Source organism: Fulvivirga lutea (genome assembly GCF_017068455.1).
Classification (GTDB): Bacteria; Bacteroidota; Bacteroidia; order Cytophagales; family Cyclobacteriaceae; genus Fulvivirga; species Fulvivirga lutea.
Window position 1 is genome coordinate 2,496,382 of sequence record NZ_CP070608.1, and the last position, 20,375, is coordinate 2,516,756.

Annotated in this window: 15 protein-coding genes; 4 read left to right on the plus strand and 11 right to left on the minus strand. The window is 36.5% G+C overall.

The window, feature by feature from the left end:
• Positions 1-85: 85 nt before the first annotated feature.
• Positions 86-943, minus strand: a complete 858-nt coding sequence (locus JR347_RS11290; RefSeq protein ID WP_205720712.1) for a fructosamine kinase family protein — start codon at positions 941-943, stop codon at positions 86-88.
• Positions 944-1,012: 69 nt separating this feature from the next.
• Here JR347_RS11290 and JR347_RS11295 point away from each other — a divergent pair, with 69 nt between their 5' ends.
• Complete coding sequence (locus tag JR347_RS11295; RefSeq protein WP_205720713.1) at positions 1,013-2,263, plus strand: DUF819 family protein; 1,251 nt, start codon at positions 1,013-1,015, stop codon at positions 2,261-2,263.
• Between the two features lies 1 nt (position 2,264).
• Here JR347_RS11295 and JR347_RS11300 read toward each other — a convergent pair whose 3' ends face one another.
• On the minus strand, positions 2,265-3,566 hold the full coding sequence (locus JR347_RS11300) for a PepSY-associated TM helix domain-containing protein (RefSeq protein ID WP_205720714.1): 1,302 nt from the start codon (positions 3,564-3,566) through the stop codon (positions 2,265-2,267).
• 1 nt (position 3,567) lies between these two features.
• Entirely contained in the window at positions 3,568-6,027 is a 2,460-nt protein-coding gene (locus tag JR347_RS11305; RefSeq protein WP_205720715.1) for a TonB-dependent receptor, read from the minus strand.
• A 240-nt stretch (positions 6,028-6,267) separates the two neighbouring features.
• Here JR347_RS11305 and JR347_RS11310 point away from each other — a divergent pair, with 240 nt between their 5' ends.
• Entirely contained in the window at positions 6,268-6,450 is a 183-nt protein-coding gene (locus JR347_RS11310; protein ID WP_205720716.1) for a hypothetical protein, read from the plus strand.
• Positions 6,451-6,803: 353 nt separating this feature from the next.
• The gene (locus JR347_RS11315) at positions 6,804-7,334 is read left to right on the plus strand and encodes a ferritin (protein ID WP_205720717.1); all 531 of its coding nucleotides are present in this window, start codon (positions 6,804-6,806) and stop codon (positions 7,332-7,334) included.
• Between the two features lie 95 nt (positions 7,335-7,429).
• Here the strand turns inward: JR347_RS11315 and JR347_RS11320 are convergent, their stop codons facing one another.
• From JR347_RS11320 to JR347_RS11340, 5 genes are all read right to left on the minus strand, one after another.
• A complete protein-coding gene (locus JR347_RS11320) occupies positions 7,430-9,844 on the minus strand; it encodes a TonB-dependent receptor (protein ID WP_205720718.1) in 2,415 nt (804 codons plus the stop codon).
• Positions 9,844-11,208: an HTTM domain-containing protein gene (locus JR347_RS11325; protein WP_205720719.1), complete on the minus strand. Its 1,365-nt coding sequence runs from the start codon at positions 11,206-11,208 to the stop codon at positions 9,844-9,846. Before JR347_RS11325 ends, JR347_RS11320 begins: the two co-directional genes overlap by 1 nt.
• A 16-nt stretch (positions 11,209-11,224) precedes the next feature.
• Positions 11,225-12,334 (minus strand): imelysin family protein, encoded by a 1,110-nt coding sequence (locus JR347_RS11330; protein WP_205720720.1) that lies wholly within the window; start codon positions 12,332-12,334, stop codon positions 11,225-11,227.
• Positions 12,335-12,407: 73 nt separating this feature from the next.
• The gene (locus JR347_RS11335; protein ID WP_205720721.1) at positions 12,408-13,493 is read right to left on the minus strand and encodes a hypothetical protein; all 1,086 of its coding nucleotides are present in this window, start codon (positions 13,491-13,493) and stop codon (positions 12,408-12,410) included.
• Positions 13,494-13,606: 113 nt separating this feature from the next.
• A complete protein-coding gene (locus JR347_RS11340) occupies positions 13,607-14,236 on the minus strand; it encodes a helix-turn-helix transcriptional regulator (protein WP_205720722.1) in 630 nt (209 codons plus the stop codon).
• Between the two features lie 170 nt (positions 14,237-14,406).
• On the opposite strand from JR347_RS11340, the gene JR347_RS11345 reads away from it, so the two are divergent.
• Positions 14,407-16,587, plus strand: a complete 2,181-nt coding sequence (locus tag JR347_RS11345) for a bifunctional alpha,alpha-trehalose-phosphate synthase (UDP-forming)/trehalose-phosphatase (RefSeq protein ID WP_205720723.1) — start codon at positions 14,407-14,409, stop codon at positions 16,585-16,587.
• Here JR347_RS11345 and JR347_RS11350 read toward each other — a convergent pair.
• From JR347_RS11350 to JR347_RS11360, 3 genes are all read right to left on the minus strand, one after another.
• Positions 16,574-18,358: a glycoside hydrolase family 15 protein gene (locus JR347_RS11350; protein WP_205720724.1), complete on the minus strand. Its 1,785-nt coding sequence runs from the start codon at positions 18,356-18,358 to the stop codon at positions 16,574-16,576. The genes JR347_RS11345 and JR347_RS11350 overlap by 14 nt on opposite strands.
• A gap of 150 nt (positions 18,359-18,508) precedes the next feature.
• On the minus strand, positions 18,509-19,171 hold the full coding sequence (locus JR347_RS11355; RefSeq protein ID WP_205720725.1) for an IPT/TIG domain-containing protein: 663 nt from the start codon (positions 19,169-19,171) through the stop codon (positions 18,509-18,511).
• The gene (locus JR347_RS11360; RefSeq protein WP_205720726.1) at positions 19,168-20,310 is read right to left on the minus strand and encodes a hypothetical protein; all 1,143 of its coding nucleotides are present in this window, start codon (positions 20,308-20,310) and stop codon (positions 19,168-19,170) included. Before JR347_RS11360 ends, JR347_RS11355 begins: the two co-directional genes overlap by 4 nt.
• Positions 20,311-20,375 lie beyond the last annotated feature (65 nt).

Here is a 20,375-nt window from a genome sequence, read left to right on the forward strand (position 1 = left end):
AACCCTGATAAAGTTTTGTTTTCGTCAGAGCTAACCAATCCCACAAACATACTAATATGAACCCGAAGTTGGAAAGGGAATGTAATCAGATAAAATAATTGAGTATAGAAATGATTTGGCTTCTATAACTACTTCCAAATAGATTCAGATGAATTAATAATGGGTATAGATTGTAAATATCCAGTCTTTCATTTAAACCTTTTTCCGTGGGATACTCCGCTTCATAACCTGAATAAAATTCCTGAGAAAAACCACCAAATAGTTTGGTCATTGCCAGATCAACTTCACGATTTGCAAATGTCACAGCCGGATCAATTAATACAGCATTACCATCTGAATTAATCATATAATTACCACTCCATAAGTCTCCATGTACCAAAGAAGGCTGCTCAATTACTAGTAGTTTTGGCAACAGTTTATATAATTTTTCGAACTTCATTTGAAGCTGTAAATCAGCCAAACCCTTCTTAACAGCTATTTCTAACTGTGGCTCAAGTCTCTGAGCAATATAGAATTCTATCCAATTTTCATGTGGCTTATTGTATTGTTTTAGTGACCCCATGTAATTATCATGATCGAGACCATACTTTTTTTGTGTAATCCGATGCATCTGTGCTAGTTGACCGCCAAACTTTTCCATAGTGTTCTTGTTTTGTCCTCCTGATCTTATATTCTCTAAAATCAATGCTTCATAGGTTTGTCCATTTATAACTTCTAAGACTTCTGGCACTATGAGTTCAGACTTGCGCAATAAATTCAAACCTTTAGCTTCGGCAGCAAACATTCCTGGGTAAAGGGATGCGCTATTCCATTTTAAGAAGAGCTCTTGAGATTTGCATTTGGCTGTTCCGCCATTATTAATGCAACCACCTGAGGCAGGAGTAAAAGATTGTAGCTCACCATAATTATCAATTAAGCAGGTCTTGATTTCTTCCGGTATCATATGCCCTAAATTAATGGATTTGTCATTCTTGTGTTTTATCGATTAGTTTGTCGGTTTAAAAATTAAACTATGGAGCACGGAAACGCACTAATCACTAACGATGCCATCATTTTTGGAATTTTAATGATGATGTTGGCTTTAATATTCAAGACTTCATCATTGAAAACGCCATTTTGGACTAAGTTCTATAAAGTAATTCCCGTTATCTTATTATGTTATTTTCTGCCTTCCTTGTTAAACACTTTCGGAATTGTAGATGCCGAAGAATCGAAGTTGTATTTTGTTGCGTCACGTTACTTATTGCCTGCCTGTTTAGTACTGCTTACTTTAAGTATAGACTTAAAAGAAATATTCAAGCTTGGACCAAAAGCTTTGATTATGTTTTTTGCTGCAACAGTTGGTGTTGTTATTGGTGGGCCTTTAGCTATTCTTATCGTATCTGGTATCAACCCTGATTGGGTAGGAGGTGCCGGCCCCGATGCCGTTTGGCGAGGAATGAGCACCATAGCTGGTAGTTGGATTGGTGGTGGAGCCAACCAGGCAGCCATGTATGAATTATTCCAACCGTCTGACGAGCTATATTCTATTAGTATTACGGTAGATGTAATTGTCGCAGAAATTTGGATGGCAGTGCTATTGTTGGGTATTGGCAGAAGAGATGCTATTAATGATTTTTTTAAAGCGGATAATACTTCAATTCATACGCTACAAAATAAGATGGAAGAATACAGTTTAAGTATTGCCAGAATCCCTTCAACTACAGACTTAATGGTGATTTTGGGTGTTGGTTTTGGAGTAGCTGGTTTATCACATTTATTCGCAGATTGGATAGCCCCATTAATTGCCACTCATGCACCTGAACTAAAGAAATTCAGCTTAGATAGCAGCTTCTTTTGGTTGATTGTAACAGCAACTACCATTGGTATTGGACTTTCTTTTACAAAAATGAGAACGTATGAAGGAGCGGGTGCTTCTAAAATTGGAGTAGTATTTATTTTCATATTAGTGGCAGCCATTGGAATGAAAATGGATGTGCTGGCCATTTTTGATAACCCGGGCTTCTTTTTAGTGGGTTTAATTTGGATGGCAATTCATGTATTGATTATGGTTGTAGCTGCCAGGCTTTCTCATTCTCCTTATTTCTTTTTGGCCATTGGTAGTAAAGCAAATATTGGTGGCGCGGCCAGTGCACCTGTTTTGGCTGCAGCATTTCACCCATCGTTAGCACCTGTAGGAGTGTTACTGGCAGTATTAGGTTATGCATTGGGTACTTATGGAGCGTGGTTATGTGGAATATTGATGCAGTTGGCTTCGAAGTAATCTAGTGATATAATGTAAACCTTCTAAACATATTAATGATGAATTTGAAAGTCACTTTCATTGAAATGAATATGAGTAGTGAGTAAAATATTACTGATACAATTAAAGTTGGCACTCCAATTCCCCAGATCAAACTCATTATCATAGTTATTAAACAAAAGGCAAGTAACCCAAACGTATACTTCCAAAGTACAGGTCCCAACTCCTGAAATGATGGTTTGACCGCTCGTTGTTTTTTTGTCCGTTCCAAATAAATAATAAAGCCACTAAGTGATAGAAATCCTGTGGTTAGGCCAAATAATCCATAAATCAGTTTGAGAGTAAAACCGCCAAAATCGCCAAAATGGAGAGCTTCCTGAATAAAGAATAATTTATGACTTGCCGTTGCTTCGCTGATGTTGTATTTAAAAAGTGTTGAATAGTCAGCAGTTGATAATACCAACTTATTACTATTTCGTTCATATACCTTTCCCGCTACATCACCAATAACTTCAACAGTTCCATTTTTTGTAGGTCGAATAATGGTTGGTATAAGCTCTGGGAATTCAGATTTAGCTTTGATCAATGCTAAATCAAAATCTATAGAAGATTGGTTTTTAATTCTTACAGAGTTTGATGAAATATAGGTATTTGGTCTATCAATATGCATCCATTTTTGGAGGTAAACTTGCAAACCTAACCAGGCTCCTGTGATAGCGATCATCAGATTAAAAACAAGCGCTGTAATTCCTATGTATTTATGATAATCAGCTTGCTGCGTTCTGATATTCTTATTCCTTATCTTACCAAAATTTTGCCTTTTCGTAAATCGCCCATAAATTAAAAGTCCAGTAATTGATGAGATTACAAGTGCTATTCCTGCAAGACCTACTATTTGCCTGCCAAAATATCCTTCGTAAAAGCGAACATGAATATTTCTTAGATAGTAGCTGAATGTTTTGTAATAGTTCCTGTCACCAAGGGTTTTGCCGGAATATGGATCAACAAATACTTCCCAAAACACAGGAAACAACTTACTGTCTGATTCGGATTGAAAACGAATATTCCAAGAACCATCTTGTGTTTTAGGCAGCTCTACTTCAAATAGCTCAAGATTTTCATATTGTTTCTTTACTGATTCTACAGCAGTATTTAATGATACCTGTTGATTGCCAACATCAACCTTTCTCAAGTCGGGATTTAGAATATGATCGGCTTCAATTCTAAACAAAGCAGCAGTACCTGTTAAACTCAAAAAAGCAATCGCCAGACCGGCATATAGGCCGGTCCAGCTATGCAATTTCCAAATGAAATTCTTTTTCATTTTAGAAGGTATAAGATACAGTGGTCATTATATTTCTGGGTGCACCTGGGAATGCTCTGATATAATCATAACCGCCTACCCAATGCGTTTTGTTGAAAATGTTGTTCACATTCACCTGTAGTTGAAACTTTTCAACTTTGTAATACACGGCTGCATCCACTAACTGATATTCTGGAAATATTGGTGGTGTATCATTGCTCACTATCGAACCATATCTCTCAGAAACGAAATTGGCTCCAAGTCCAAACCCAATACCTTTTAAAGCACCATCATTGATTAAATACTTGGTCCAGATGTTTCCGGTATGTCTGGGTGAATTGGGCTTTTGTCTACCAATTTCTTCAGTATTATCACTTTCTGTAATCACAGCATCGTTATAAGAATAGCTGGCTACAATGCTCCAGTTTTGATTAATACTACCAGCTAAATCGAGTTCAATACCTTTAGATTCCTCTTCGCCAATTTGGACAAGCAAACCTGGGTTATTTGCATCATTCGCATCATAAAGTGCCCCTTGTTGTTGTAGTTGATATACTGCCAGTGTAGTATTTAACTTACCATTGAACCATTTGGCTTTGGCTCCAATCTCCAACAATGAACTCGTTAAAGGATCAAAAGGACCACCAACATTTGGATCATTGGCTACATCTGCACTTTGTGGTTCATAACCTTCAACATAGGTAGCATATACGTTAATATTTGGCTGTATTGAGTAGACCATACCAAACCTTGGTAGCAATGCTCTTTGTTCCTCAAATTGCTCTTCATCAGTGTCATAATTAAGTTCATCAAAGAAGAATTCCTGTCTTAACCCAATGAGTATTTTAAGCTTATTAATGCTCAACTGATCCTGAATATATAATCCGTGATTTCGTTGTCTGAACTGGGTGTAATATCTCGTAGCGTAGATGTAGTTACTCATATCCCTGAGCGCATTGGCATTAGGATCAGTCAAGTCGAAATGTGCAACATTGGGCATTGGATTACCATTTTGATCTAACATATAAGCACTGGCGTTTGTAGGATCAAATGAATTGATTGCTGAGTTTCCATCGGCACTTAAATACCCTCTGGCCTCGAGCTGAGAGCCTCCCGGTTGTAATAGTTGTTGGAAGTAATCATAGCCAATTAATAGTTGATGCTCAATAGGCCCGGTAGTTAAATTAAAATTGAAGAAATTATTGAAGCCATCGTTATCCCAATTTCTTTTTCGAATAAACACGCGCATTTCAACTTGCTCAGGGTCTTTATTTCCCTCCGCTAAAGTGGCGAAAGTGTTAGCTGTTCTATGTTCAAGCAAATCTTCACCATAGCTAGATCGCATGTAAATACTATTGAATGATATTCTATCTGTCAACTCATGCCTTAAAGAGATTGTTGCATTAACACTCTCCTCATGAAGAAAATCATTAGCAGCACTTAGTGATGTACTTATTGGTACAGAGTACAAATCTCCATTACCAAACACAGCTTGACCACGATCTAATCTACCTTGTGAGTTTTGATAAACGATATCAAAGTTCAGTCTTGTCCTATCATTAGGTAAGTAAGAAAAGGAAGGAGCTATCACAAGATTTTTATCGAATTGTAAGTCACGAAAGCTACCTGAATTTTCATAGCCTAAATTCAATCTATAAAGCAGTGAATTATCTTGGCTAATCGAGCCTGTAAAATCTCCTAAGGTTCTAAATGTATTAAAACTACCTACTGTTGAACTGATTGATTGTCTGCTCTCAGCCAAAGGTTTTTTAGTAACTCTATTGATACTTCCACCGGGGGATGCATTCCCGAATAGGGCAGAAGAAGGACCTTTAATGACTTCAACTCGTTCTATGTGTGGAATTAGTTGCTGTTTCCAGAAACTCGTCATCGCTCGCATTCCATTCACCAACATTCCTGAGTTTCGCTGGCCTTGTACTCGAAAGCCCCTAATGGTTATATCATTATAGAAGCTGTATTGGTTTACACCACTGATGTTTTTAACCACATCATTCAGTCTAAAGGCAGCCTGATCTAATGCAAGCTCCTTCGTCACATAGTTGATGGATTGTGGAACGTCTAGTAATGGCGTGGCAGTTTTAGTACCTAAAAAGGATACATCATTCGAGTAACTACGCTCCTTAATTCCCAGAATCTCTACCGTTTGAAGACTTGTGATACTTTCTTGTAAAACGATATCAATTTCTAGTGTTTTATTTGCTAGAATTTGGATTGATTGATTTTTTGTTTCGAACCCTATGGCACTAATTTCTAGTGTATAGTCACCTTCAGGCACTTTTGTGATTTCAAATTTTCCATTACCATCTGCGGCTGTACCAGTAATTAATTCTTGTATTGAAATATTGGCAAATTCAATCGGATTACCATCAATAGATGACACTTGCCCTTTAATTGTACCATGCTGTGCAGCTATGCATAAAGGCAATAGTTTGACTAATAATGTTACTATAAATCTTTGCATATGTTTATTATTTGGATTAATTCTAAATAGCAAAACTATATGCACTGGCGTAGTCAATCAATCGCCACTAATAGTGAAAATGAATCACTATAAATAGTGATTTTAATCATGAGGGAGTTAAATGAGTAGCAGTTTCTTTGGAACGAAAAAATTTATTATTTAAAATCATTTAGAATTAATCTAAATAAAAATTTAGTTCTTATTTTTGTCTTTAGAAACATTCTAAATTAGAAAAACTGAATGAACAATATCCCCCTTCAATTACCTGTATCTAAATTGTTTCAAGAGTATGAGGCAAAGAAGAAAAAGGGTAAGAAGTTGAAAAAGAAGTGCTGTGAAAAGTACCTAAAAAAGAAGGGGAAGTATTGTGGTTCTTGTCCAACATTATATGCAATATTAAACAATGCAGGAAGAGATATTTAGAACGAGAAATGCTGCAATTACGCAGTGTAATCTATCCAACTCATTTTTGCTGAGATATGAAAATGATGAGATTACCTTTTCATTATGTGATTTATATTCTTTTAAAAAGAAAATAATGAGTTTAGATCTTATGGAGTTGTTTGACACCAATTCTCCTGATATTGAGATTATACACCTACCTCATTGTGATAGGTTCTTAATGTTAAATTTGCATCATATATTACAATTTAGAGAGCTTCTAAACGGAACGTTTGATACATTAGCATTGAATTCCTCCATACAAAAGATTTTAAGAAGAAACGTCTTTAACTTTTAATTGGAGAGTATGTTAATAGTTATAAATAGTTAAAAACATGAAAGACATTTTGCGAAAACATCATATACTTAAAGAAGAAATTGTAAAAATTATTAACCGTCAAATTAAGATGGAAGCGCATTCCTCAGCAGCATATTTGGCTATGGCGGCTTGGTGCGATGTAAGAGGTTACGATAACAGTGCGGATTTCTTTTTTAAACAGTCTGAAGAAGAGCGTAAACACCAATTGAAGCTTTTCCATTATTTGTGTGACATGGAATGCGATGCGGTTTCACCTTCAGTTGGTGATAGCCAGCACGATTTTGGAACGTTAAGAGAAGTGTTTGAAAAAGCGTTGGAGATGGAAGTAGCTGTTTCTGATGCCATCCATGAAATAGTGGGTGAGTGCAGAAAATATAATGACATTGCTACTGAAGAGTTTATGCGATGGTTTGTTTCAGAACAAATTGAAGAAGAATATATTGCAAGAAGAGCAGTTGAATTATTCGATGTGCTAGGAGAAGATAAAATTGCCTTGGGCATGTTTGAAGAACGTATTCTTGATATAGAATATGATGGCGGCAATTAGCATATAAATCATGAAAATGAAAGGCTATCTGATTCAGGTAGCCTTTTTTATTTATAGACTTAATAGGGTTCTATCTTAGCTAAGGCAGAGAAATGTTATTTACTATCTAATTTAAAGCCTAAGGAGAAATAAAAGCTTCTCGGTGTGGCCGGTATGATGCCCGGGCCTGGGTAGCTCTCCGCTCTTCGCGTAAAGTACTTTTCATCGAGTATGTTATTTACTCCTGCTGTGCACTTAAATTGGTTAAAATTATACTCTACGGAAGCGTCCATTACCTGATAGGAAGGTATGATACCAGTTAGAGCATTGGGGTTAAAAGTGGAGTTGGTGGCATCCGAAAATTGCTGTCCTAAGTATGAAAACTGATAGGTAGCTTTTAAACCTTTATAGCGATAGTTCAATCCTGTTCTTAACATTACTTCTGGTACATATTCTACGCGTCTGTTTCTTATAGATGTTATGTCAGAGTTAATGTAATAAGCCTCAGTAATAGACATATTTAAAAAGAGGCCTAAGCCAGACTTCCTTGAATTTTTTCCTGCTAACCTCCAAATATCAACTTCAGAAAAAGTTTCAAGTCCGATATGGCGAGAATCGCCTATATTGGTTCGAAACAGGGTTGTGCTTCCCGGTAGTTCATAAAGGCCAATTCTATCGTTATATCGCATTAAAAATGCGCTGATGTCAACGTTTAACCAGGTTGCTAATCGTCCGCGTATGCCTAAGTCTACATTATAACCACGCTCATCTGTAATTAGACTATCCAATTGGAAATTAGGGTTGACAACCCGTAAGTCGCTAAATGTAATAGATCTGAAGTTTTGCGAAATGTTGCTGTAGAAACTTAAGTTATCATTAATATAATAACTCAATCCCACTCCAAACAATGGAAATGTGCGCACTTCTGATGAGGCATCTTCATTTTCTGTTGATGAAATTAGGTTACCAGCGAAGTCATAACGATTCAGGTTCCAGGTACCTTCAGCATCTGTTCGTATATGTTCTAGTCTGAACCCCGATGTTAAACTTAGTCTTGATGTTAAATCAATAAGGTTTTCAGCAAAAAACGCATAATTCTGGCTAGGGAACTCATAATCAAATTCTTCAGGATCTTCAGGAGTTAAAAATTCAAAATCAGAGCCATCGTTTGTAATTGCATCACCTTGTTTTCTGTCTGTAAGGCCATTGTAATACCTTGCGCCTACTACAATTGCTGAGTTTTTGTTCCCAACCGCGTAACGATGGACTAAACGCATTTCAGAACCTTGGTTATTAAACTTATCACTGATTAGTGTGCGACTTTCGTTAGGGTTATCTGGCACACCTATTTGCTCCAAATTACCAAGCGCATCTCTTTGTGAGAAAAGGCCAAAGGTCTTTAGGTTGAATTGAGTTCTTTCATTGAATCGGTATTCCAATGTAGCAGCTAATAGATTCCATGATACTCTGAACCAATTTCTGCTTCTGAGTGATTCTTCTAGATTTCCATTATTAAAGTGTTCATCTGTTAAACCACCGGGTTGTTGTGCTTTGTATGAAAGGAAGGAATGTTCAATTCCAAACTTTAGTCGGTCATTTGCCTGCCAACCTAATTTGGCAAAAGCCGTATGTGCCTCAAATTCTGAATTTTCTCGCCAACCATCTCCTTCGCGATATTGGTAATAACCATAGTAGTCAAGTTTGTTTAATTTACCGCCCACACTTGCGAAGGAACTAACCATTCCAAAGGAACCTATCGCTTGTTCCACATTCATTTCAAAAGGTACATTAGGAGCTTCTTTTAACCTGAAATTAAGCATGCCTCCGAATTGAGTTCCATATTGTAAGGAAGCCGCTCCTCTTACTATTTCAATCCTCTCTACGGCTTGCATGGCGGGTAGATAATAGCTTTCTGGATAACCGAGCGCATCGGCACTCATATCATAACCATTTTGTCGAGTATTAAAATTGGCAGTTCTTCCCGGGCCTAACCCACGAGCTGCAATGTCAAGTTGTAATCCTGCAAAATCACTTTCCCAGATATTTAAACCGGGAACTTTAGCAAAAATTTGACGAGCATTATTATTAACCTTATTGGCTGCGAAATCATTAAGAATAATCAATTCATTTTTTTTGGCTTCGTAAATTCCGAAGTTTTCTACTGCTTGTAGCCGAGATATTCCTGCTAAACTCTGGCGGCTATCTCTTACCTCAACTTCCTGAAGGTTTCCAGCTAATTCTGACAAATAAAAGTTTACTACCATGTTTTGATTGGCAGTAACTGATTTGGAGGCTATGGCCATTCCCAGACTGAAAGCTTCAAGAACGTATGTTCCTTCTGGAAGCTTTAAAGAATAATTACCCTGACTGTCTGTTTCGGTATTAATATTTAATGAACGCACAAAAACTGTTGCTCCTTCAAAAGGCTCTGAAGTAAGTTCATTGGCTACTTTTCCTGTTATAAGATAGTGCTCGCTATACGATAATAGCGTCTGGAATAATATCAATATGGTGATAAGGCACTTTTTCATTATTCCGCTCTATAGGTTGTTAACCATTTTTTATGGCCCCAGGTGTCTTTTATTGTTGTTAAATCAATTGATGGATCTATAAGCAATTTTGCTGGCCGTGCATTTAGTGTTACCAATACCTCAGCTCTAACTATTGGATTTTTCATACCCTCTGACTTAAAATGCTCTTCCAAATTGTGAGCGAATTGCAGAATTAAGTCAGGCTGCATGGCCATCTGTTTTTCCTGGTGCGAATTTAAAAATTGATGGTTAATAACTGAACCTTCTCGTCCATTTTCACCGTCTTTTACGAAGAAAGTTGCAGTACCAGCTTTTTCCATCAGCATCACTCGCCAGGAAAACCTGTAGCCTTCTTCCGTCCAAAATATATTGCCCGGGTAAAGTATGTATCTCCATGGAAAAATGATTTGAAATAAGAAAAATAGAACTAAAAAGTAAGTGAGTGAGTAGTGGACTCTTAAAGATTGTTTTTTGAATTGATGATCGGCATTAAATGAAATAGTTGTATCAGAAAATAAACCACCTATAGTCTTGATAAGTCGCTCATGAAATGAAGGTGAAAAGAATATTGTGACAGCAAAAATCATAACAATAGGGAACACACCAATTTGAAACAACAGCCCTGTTAGTGTATGGAAAATTATAACGGCTACATATGCTAACCACCTTGTCTTTTTATAAAGAAGACCGAATACAATAAAAGTGTCAAAAAACATACCTATCCAACTAAATAGGTATGCAGTAAATTTATATTGAAAGATTGGACCAATAATGGGAATTCCTGTTTTTGCTGGTAGCCAGATGGAAAGAGGCAAAGCTTTAATGAGCCAATCATAATTTATTTTTGCTAAGCCTGCATAGATGTAAACAATGGCAATTTGAAGTTTAAAAATTAGAATCATCCATCTAGGAACCTGGCTCAGAGATAACTCAGGTTTTCTCTTAACATCCAGCGAGAAAAATCGATTGGCTGGGACAAGAATGAAAAGAAAGGCCACTATGCTGACGAAGTAATAGTGATTTAAGTAATAGGTGATGTCAATAAGTTCTACATATGTGAAGCACAGAAAAAAAATGATTGCAGATATTCTGTAGAATAACCCCAGCGTAATACCCAGGCAGGCAAATGCCATGATTGCAAAAACTGTGTACATTCCCAATCGCCCAAGGGGTTGTACCCAATCAAAACCGTAGTAACTAAAATGGAGTAGGGGATCCACCAACTGAGTATCTACCCATCCCATCCAAACATAGCGGATAGTACTAAAAAGCATCAGTAAGCCAAACACAATTCTAAAAACAACCAATGGGGCAATCGAAGTCGGTTGCCCCATATAATTGATGATATTGCGATATGTTAGCATACCTGCCATTTACTATTTAATCTCCGTCTCCTGAATTAAATGTGATACTTATCCCTAGTAGTGAACTCATTGAGCTTTTAAAATTGGCGGTATTTGCTTGTAATAAATTGGCCAATGTCACTAGCTCTTGGGCCTCTATATTATTCGACAATCTACCTTGTGGTAAATTTGTTATCGCATTATCGATAGCATCAATTGCTGATTGGGTAGAAATGACAAGTGCTTCACCACCTTCAACTGATTTCAAGTACTCATCAAAACCTGTTAATTCTGTGCCGCTTCTAGACTTTCCTAAATAAATATTTTTGGAATTATTGAAGTGTTCTACGATTAAATCTCTGCTGATACCACTGTATAACGCTTCTACCAACGACCCGTCAGCACTATTTTGACCAGCTGATAATCCGGCAGGTAGTTCAACTTTGAAGTTTTTTAGATTCTCATAATCTTTCACAAATTCATTGTATAGCTGAGACACTGCACTACCGGCTGAAGTGCTGTTGTCAGTAGTAAATTCTTCAAAATAACCACCGTTCCATTCGTTAACTATGTTATCAAACGTGATCTTTAATTCATCTACGAGAAGAAGTAAATAATCAATTCGATTTTGATCGAATGCCGCAACTAGCTCTTCATCGCTTTGGCCGTTGCCATAAATAAGGTATTCAATGGCAAAGAAACCTCTAACATCGCGGTCGAAGCTTGCCTCAAGGTTGAAGTCTGGGTTCAGCATATTAGCTTCCACTTGAGCTTCATCCACTGGAAATACGCCTAGCACGGTTGCATAAGGGCCTAGTGGCAGACTCGCGGGGCCAAAGCCAAAGGCAGAGCAATGTTGATGATCAGTAACTGCCTGTACCCACGCCAGCCTCAAGCTCTGCAAATTTGCTACCGTTGCATTAGCACTAAATTCATCAGCTTCAGCGGATAATTGATTTACGCTGGTTTGTAATGCTTGAAAATTGGGTACGATTAAATTAGTAGCTAAACTAGAAAGCATAGCTGTTCTATCGAAGTTATTGGATGTAGATGACACCTCATCATCACCACATGCAGACAATTGAATTAAACCTATGAGTGCCAAACCAACTGCTGCTAATTTCAAATATTTTCTATTTCTATTCATATGTCTTTTTATGCTGAAAACCTTACCCTTAAGAAAGGCAAGGTTTTCATATTAGTTTAACTCTATAATTTTCCTACTCAGGGTTATTCACAAAGAAGGTATTTACCTCCGCATCAGTGAATCCATAAATAGTTTGAATGTCATCTATAATCTGATCCAGATTTGCAATTAAGTTAGCTTCATTCAAGAAACGGTAACTTTCAGGAGTCTCACCATCCGGAGCTAATAATAATTCAAGTATTGAATCGATTTGACTATCAGTAATGAGTTTGTTGCTAACGCCTTTAAAACCATGGGCAAATGCTACACCTTCAGCATAAGCATGTAGCGCGTCTCCTAAAGCTGCTTCATCTGAACCTGCATTTTGTAATTGAGTTTTAGTTGAATTACAATAGAAAATTACTGTTGCAAAGTTTGATTTCTCCCAAGCCATTAAATAATCGGCTATAGCCTGATCTCTTTCTGCGTTAAATGCAGAACCACCTTCTATAGCTGCTTTTGCCGTGATTAATGCAGTTTTTATGTCATAGAAGAATCCTGTTTCTGTTAATTGATTTGATCTTCTTACAGAATAAGTAGCCGCAGCAGTAGCTGTTTCCGGGTTAAAAGAAGCGTCTGTTCCATGGATAGCAACAAGTTTATCTATGGCGGAGCTATTTGATAAGTCACCTTCGATAACTGACAGTGCATGATTATAAAGAGCTGCACCGAATGATCCTTTTTGAACCATTTGCTCTAATTCCAATCCGTTTTCATCTAATAACCTTGTTCCCAATAGTCCACCTTCTTCATCAATTGCAGGTGTCCCGCTGCCTGGATTTTGAAATGCATCATCATCATTGGCTGACTTTACAAGTTCAACCAACCAGTCTTGAACTTTAGTTCTATAACCAGGCAGTGTTACTGCAGAAAGATTGCTCGGATATGAAATATCAGCAACTGGTGTTGCACCTTGAGCGTTGGCCTCTGCATCGTTTGCCGCACTAGTCATTACTCCTAATTCTGTAACAACTGTGTTTTCAGCAGTAGTGTTAGCAGCAAAAGAAGTTGACGAATACGAAGTAGGTATAGTCAATTGTACAGCTGGATCATCATCATCTTCGCAGCCGAATGTAAAAATAGAAATAGCTAGTAAAGCATTCAGTAACTTTTTCTTCATTGGTGTATATTTTATGTTTTGTTTTAAACTATGTGTGCAAATAAAATACACTTCAATCAGTATTGTTTAGAAAAAGTCTAAATAAAAATAAAAATCACTAGAAGTAGTGAGGCCTACGTATCGATTAGGCCAATTTCGTGTGCATAAGCAACCAGCTGCGTAGGTGATTTTAGACGTAATTTCTTGAGAATATTTTTCCTATGCGAGTTCACTGTATGCACGCTTATAAAGAGTTCATCGGCTATATCAGCGGTTCTATAACCCTTCGCAATTAACTGAATTACTTCTAATTCCCGATTACTTAAATCTGCAGGTTCACAGTCATCAGGGTTATTACCTTCAATGTGCGATAGCATTTCCAATACTCTGTTGCAATAGAATCTGTTGCCATCTGATATTACATTAATAGCTGAAAGAATTTCGTCAGAATCGCAATCTTTAGTTAAATACCCTTTTACCCCTTGAGATATCATACTCTTAATTCTACTCTTTTCTCTATCAGCAGAAATTATTAATAACCTGTCGGCATAATCTTTAAGTAGTAAATCTCTGAAATCTGCCTTTTCTTGTACCGTATAAGGTTCTAAATAATCGGTTATTATTATTTTGTATTTATCTAATTGCTCCACTGTTGAAATGCTTTCGTGCATATCCAAATCCAGTATGTCTACATTGTCAAGTAGGTGGAATAATCCGTTTCTGGTCAGAAATTGAGGATCGAGAATTAGAATAGGTACTTTCAATCTATATTAATTTAGATTAATTCTAAACAAATATAATTATTGGCGCTACTATCATGAAATTTTTGCTTCTAAAATTTAGATTATTCCATTTTTGACCAAGAATATGGACTATAACTTTACTTTCTAACCGTGTGTTAGTAACTATGATAAAAGTCTTTAACTAAAAAATCATGTCCAAAACCATAATTGTCTCAAACAGATTACCAGTAAAAGTTCTCAAGAAAAATGATGGTGAATTAGTCTATAAACCCAGCGAAGGTGGACTAGCCACAGGATTGGGGTCAATTTATAAAAAGGGTAATAATCTATGGGTTGGTTGGCCAGGACGTTTTTTTAAGAAAAAGGACAAAAAACTTGAGGCAAAGAAGAAGCTAGAATCTCAAAATATGAAACCTGTGTTTCTTGCTCAGGAAGAAATTACACTTTATTACGAGGGATTTAGTAATGAAACGCTATGGCCTAATTTTCATTATTTCAATCAATATGCGCTATATAGAAAATCTTATTGGGATGCCTATGAAAAGGTAAACCAGAAATTTTGCGATGAAATTTTAAGCGAATTGGAACCCGGTGATAAAGTTTGGGTTCATGACTATCAGCTCATGCTTGTGCCCCAAATGATAAGGGAAAGGAAACCAGATGTAAGTGTTGGCTTTTTCTTGCACATACCATTTCCATCATTTGAGGTGTTTAGATTATTGCCCTGGAGAAGGCAATTGTTGGATGGCGTTCTTGGTAGTGATTTGATCGGTTTTCATACGTATGATGACATGCGCCACTTTTTGAGTGCCGTAAGTAGAATATGCTATATCAGTAACCACCATGGTCAGATACAAAAAGATAGACGCACTGTTGTTACCGATTCTTTTCCAATAGGAATTGATTATGACAAATATGCGAGCCAGGCAGCCCACCCGGAAACTCTCAAGAGAGAAGTTGAATACAGAACATCTCTGGGAGATCAAAAGCTGATACTCTCTATTGATAGGTTGGATTACTCAAAAGGTATTCCCGCAAGACTTCAAATATTTGATATTTTCTTGAAGAAATATCCGCAGTATCAAGGTAAGGTTTCATTAATGATGGTAGTAGTACCTTCACGAGATAGTGTTGAAAAGTATAAGGATTTAAAAGAAGAAGTGGATTTGCTTGTAGGGCGAATCAATGGAAAATATGGAACTGTTAATTGGACTCCGATTCATTATTTCTATAGATCTTTTCCTTTAGAGGATTTATCGGCATTTTACAGAATGGCAGATGTAGCTATGGTTACGCCTATGCGCGATGGAATGAATCTCGTGTGTAAGGAATATGTAGCCAGTAAGTTGGACCAAACGGGAGTATTGATTTTAAGTGAAATGGCCGGAGCAAGTAAGGAGTTATCTGACGCCTTAATTGTTAACCCAAATGATAAACATCAGGTTGTTGATGCTATATATAGGGCATTAACAATGACCGAGGAAGAACAGAAGAAGCACATTTCTATTATGCAGAAAACCCTGAAGAAGTTTAATATTCATCATTGGGTGAGCTTGTTTTTGGGTAAACTGGATGATGTAACCCGTAAGCGAGATGAATTAGCTACTAAGGTGGTGGATAAAAAAACTCAAAACTCAATTGTTAAGGCCTATGAATCCAATAATAAACGAATGTTGTTTCTCGACTATGATGGAACACTCGTGGCCTTTGATAGCGATCCACAAGCTGTAAAACCGGGTAAAGCATTACTCAATATTTTGGATAAGCTTTCTTCTAATCCAAAAAACCAAGTGGTGATTATAAGTGGGAGAGATAGAACTACTCTTGAAAGCTGGCTAGGGCATTTGCCTGTAGATTTTATTGCTGAGCATGGCGTTTGGTTGAAGGATAAAGAAGGCGAGTGGCACATGGCTGAAGGTCTCGATAATAGTTGGAAAGATGAGATCAGAGATATCCTTGATATTTATGTAAATAAAACTCCCGGGTCTTTTATCGAAGAGAAAGATTATTCATTGGTTTGGCATTACCGAAAAGTGGAAACTGGTCTTGGAGAGCTCAGAGCGCGTGAAATTATCAGTCATTTAAAATATTTGGCTGTAAATATGAATCTTCAGGTGCTGGAAGGTAATAAAGTGGTGGAGATTAAGAACATAGAAGTGAATAAGGGTAAAGCAGCTTCTAAATGGGTAAACCATTACAAACCAGAATTTATTATGGCGCTTGGAGATGACTGGACCGATGAAGATACTTTTAAAGCACTACCTGACGATGCCTATACAATTAAGGTAGGCGATATCCATTCAGCTGCCAAGTATAGTGTCGAGAGCCCGGAAGTGGTAAGCAAGCTGCTTAACGAGCTTACAAAAAATTAGGCTTGTCAAGCTTTCTACTTATTCTGTAGGCTGCATTCACCAAACCAACGTGACTGTAGGCCTGCGGGAAATTACCCCATTGGCTACCATTGGCTGCGTCTACATCTTCGCTTAATAGACCAACATGGTTGCTATAAGAAACAAGCTGTTCAAAAGTCTTGATGGCTTCATCAACTCTACCTACACAGGTAAGAGCTTCTACATACCAAAATGCACAAATCAAAAAAGTAGTCTCCGGTTCACCAAAATCATCTTTATGCTTATATCGGAAGAATAATCCCTCTTTAGTTTTAAGATCTTTTTCTAACGCTTTCAAGTGCTTTTTAGCAATATCAGAATTATGATCCAGGTAGTTCATCATAATTAGCTGTAAATCACTTGCATCCAGGTTTTTGGTACCAATAGCCTGAGTATAAACTCCTCTGTCTTTATCTAAGCAGGCTTCAATTTTATCTGAAGAAGCCTTGATCAGTTTATCGGCCAGTTTTTCAATGGATTTATCATTAAATGATTTGCCAATTTTCTTCGCTGCCGATGCACCAGCCCAATGGAATAAATAAGTATAACTATGGTATTGAGCAAAGTTTCTAAATTCCCACAACCCTGCATCTGGTTCATCCATTAAATCCTCTATCTTCTTAAGAAGTGTTTTTATCAATTTTAAAGAGTCTGAGCGCTCAACATTGATAAATCGTTTGTCAGTGTATAAGGGAAGTAAGGAAACCAGAACTTGTCCGTACACATCATTTTGAACATGTGTGTAAGCCTGATTACCAACGCGTACCGGAGAATTTCCCTTGTAACCAGGCAGGTCTAGAATAAGCTCATCAAGTGCCGTTTCGCCCGTAATACCATATAACGGTTGAAACCTGTCTTCAACTTTAACTGAAATATTTACGATATAGTTGAAATACCGCTCCAATTCTTCAAAGTGACCTATATTATTAAATGCAGTGAGTGTATAATAGGCATCCCGCATCCAACAATAGCGGTAATCCCAATTGCGGCCACTTCCATCAGCTTCCGGCAAGCTGGTTGTACCTGCAGCGATTATCGCACCAGTATCTTCATACTGGTGTATTTTTAAGGCTAATGCTGAGCGATTGATGTCGGCCTGATGGAAATTGCTTACGCTAAGGTTCTTTACCCAGCCTCGCCAATAAAGCTTAGTTTTTTCCAGAAAAAGCTCACAAGTGCTCTTCAAAGGGGCTTCTAAAGGAGCTCCATAAGTAAGTACAAGATATTTAGTTTCATTAAGCACAATGGACTCACCGTTAATGATGTAGGCTAATGGAAAGTCTGTTGTGAGTCTTAGTTCTTTTTCGAGCCCTAAATATTCTATATGATTACTCGCCTCATATTGTTCAGGGTGAATTTTTCCGTAATCACCTACAGGCTTGCAACGTACTCTCACCCTCGGTGAACCTTCTAAAGGCTCTACCTTTCTGATAAGCATTAACGGCTTAAAATATCTATCAAACTGGTAAAACCTTGGGGCGAAATCTGTGATCCTATATTTGCCTTCCTCCGAAGTTATTTCTGTGCAAAGAATGTTGGTATTTTCTAAATAGCGCTGATCCGATTTTAAAATCTTATCATGAGGAAATAATGTAAACTCACCGCCATTCTTATCATCTAATAGCTTTCCAAAAATAAAGCTGCTATCAAAGCGTGGCCAGCACATCCAATCGATACTTGAATTTTTATGTATGTGAGCCTGAAATGAACAGTTGCCAATGAGGCCATAATCGTAAGTATGTTTCTTTGCCATAAGATTTAAAATTACGCCAATGGAGTAGGGGATGCAAGCCTAATTTTATCGATTAAGGCAGATACATCACTCCAAGTTCATTTGAGTTAATTTAAATCGTTTGAATGACTAAGGCAATAATTAACTTTTTACTGTTTAAGTAAATAATCTCTAATTACTAATGAAAATGGTTTGGCTTGAACTAACAAGTACACCTCCAGATTGAATAAGTATTTTGTAATCCCCTGATTCTAAAACTGGCGGAATAAATAAAATAACTTCTTTGTCAGAAATTGTATGTGAGTTGGCCAATATGAGATTCTCATCATTTTTATCAGGGTAAACCCATGTCTTATTAAAATTAGAGCTGAACTTTTCTCCCGATATCAAAACTTCATCATCAGCTTTACCTTGCATAGGACTAACTTCTAATATCTTCGGGGGAAAACTACCCTTAGCTGTATAACTCATAACATCACCCCCATAGATAGTAAACTTATTGGTTTTAGCGTAGGCTACAACATAATATGTTCTATCTGCAATCATAACTCTGTCTAATACACCATGAAAGTTTTGAAGGTTGTTTAAATCTGTCATTTTGATGATTTCAGAGTTATCATAACGTATCTTATCATCTAATCTAATTAGAAAGCCATATTCTTGAATATTACTATTCTCAATATTATTAATTACTCCGCCAAAAGTTGCACTATTATCTTCAATGCTTACAATCTCGGTTAACACAGGAATTGGATATTCTCTTACTAGTCTTTCATCATTTTTACAAGAAATTAATATAGCCGAAACGGTGATAATTTTTATATAAGACTTCATTTGGAAACAATTAAAGAGATATAAATTTTATTGAAGTTAGAGTTAAATCTACCAGAGCTATTGAACTTGGTTGACATAGAGTAAAAAGACCTCAATTCATAATTAAGCTTGTTATAACTTAATTTATAGCCTATTCCTGCTAATAATCCCGCTTGATAGGCTGTACTATTTATAGCTTCAGCTTCAGATTTTACGAAAATGTCATTGGACGCTACTGTTTCACTTCTGAAATATGATCTGGATGAAAGCTGTATATCATTTATGAGACCTAAGTTGAAATAGAAATTGTTTTTATCATTTAGATAATACCTGTAGGTAATAGGAAAACTTAAGGTTGTAAACTCAAGATAAGTTTCATTATTCTCAAAATTAATTGGATGAGTTGAGATCACATTATGATTATAGAAATCAGATTTTGAAACAATCATTTCAATTTGATATGTACTTCTTTGTTGATTTTGAGTGGAAAACTCAAACATAATTCCAATTGTAGGATCTATCGAACTATACTTGTCGGGAAGATGGTTAGAATTAGCATCCTTCCTCCCAACTTTTATTATCGAATTTACCATACCAAGAGAAAGGCCGTAGTTAATTTTCATCCATTTATTATCAGATAAATAGGATATATAGTTAGATTTATCACAAATGTTATATGCCTTAGATATCTCATATAATTTTTGGGAGGTTAATCTTAGGTTTAATTTTGAGAATTGATCGGAACTTAGGCAGTCTCTTGTCATATAAGATAAATAACCTTTCCATTTATTATCTTTTGTTTCTTTATTCAGAATATACGGATCTTTTTGTCCTTCTTTTATGAGAATATAGCTTTCTTTTGAACTATATAAACTAAGTTTTCCTTCAATCAGAACATTTACGAATTGTTCGCTGATGATCTCTGTACTAAACACGGTTCCATCTTTTAGCCCAAATCTTTTTATTTGATCGGGGCCGTATGTGTTATAGGTTTTATTTGTTTCGAATTGAATTAGCTTATTTGGTTTGATAATTTCAATTAGACCAAAAATACTATCATACTCATTAGTTATGATAAAATCACTTTTGAAAACGTTTTGAGCCGTATTTAAATGAGCTATAATGCAAAAAAGAGCAGTGTAAAAGACTTTTTTTATCATTGAAATTATTTATAAGTTATAAACTTTTTGAAAAAAAAGAAGAACCTATTTATTATGATTAAATA

Excerpts from the sequence above, each read along its gene's own strand:
- JR347_RS11335 (WP_205720721.1), bottom strand. The coding sequence starts at position 13,493 with ATGAAGAAAAAGTTACTGAATGCTTTACTAGCTATTTCTATTTTTACA.
- JR347_RS11360 (WP_205720726.1), bottom strand. The coding sequence starts at position 20,310 with ATGATAAAAAAAGTCTTTTACACTGCTCTTTTTTGCATTATAGCTCAT.
- JR347_RS11315 (WP_205720717.1), top strand. The coding sequence starts at position 6,804 with ATGAAAGACATTTTGCGAAAACATCATATACTTAAAGAAGAAATTGTA.
- JR347_RS11290 (WP_205720712.1), bottom strand. The coding sequence starts at position 943 with ATGATACCGGAAGAAATCAAGACCTGCTTAATTGATAATTATGGTGAG.
- JR347_RS11300 (WP_205720714.1), bottom strand. The coding sequence starts at position 3,566 with ATGAAAAAGAATTTCATTTGGAAATTGCATAGCTGGACCGGCCTATAT.
- JR347_RS11330 (WP_205720720.1), bottom strand. The coding sequence starts at position 12,334 with ATGAATAGAAATAGAAAATATTTGAAATTAGCAGCAGTTGGTTTGGCA.
- JR347_RS11345 (WP_205720723.1), top strand. The coding sequence starts at position 14,407 with ATGTCCAAAACCATAATTGTCTCAAACAGATTACCAGTAAAAGTTCTC.
- JR347_RS11305 (WP_205720715.1), bottom strand. The coding sequence starts at position 6,027 with ATGCAAAGATTTATAGTAACATTATTAGTCAAACTATTGCCTTTATGC.
- JR347_RS11350 (WP_205720724.1), bottom strand. The coding sequence starts at position 18,358 with ATGGCAAAGAAACATACTTACGATTATGGCCTCATTGGCAACTGTTCA.
- JR347_RS11320 (WP_205720718.1), bottom strand. The coding sequence starts at position 9,844 with ATGAAAAAGTGCCTTATCACCATATTGATATTATTCCAGACGCTATTA.
- JR347_RS11295 (WP_205720713.1), top strand. The coding sequence starts at position 1,013 with ATGGAGCACGGAAACGCACTAATCACTAACGATGCCATCATTTTTGGA.
- JR347_RS11310 (WP_205720716.1), top strand. The coding sequence starts at position 6,268 with ATGAACAATATCCCCCTTCAATTACCTGTATCTAAATTGTTTCAAGAG.
- JR347_RS11325 (WP_205720719.1), bottom strand. The coding sequence starts at position 11,208 with ATGCTAACATATCGCAATATCATCAATTATATGGGGCAACCGACTTCG.
- JR347_RS11355 (WP_205720725.1), bottom strand. The coding sequence starts at position 19,171 with ATGAAGTCTTATATAAAAATTATCACCGTTTCGGCTATATTAATTTCT.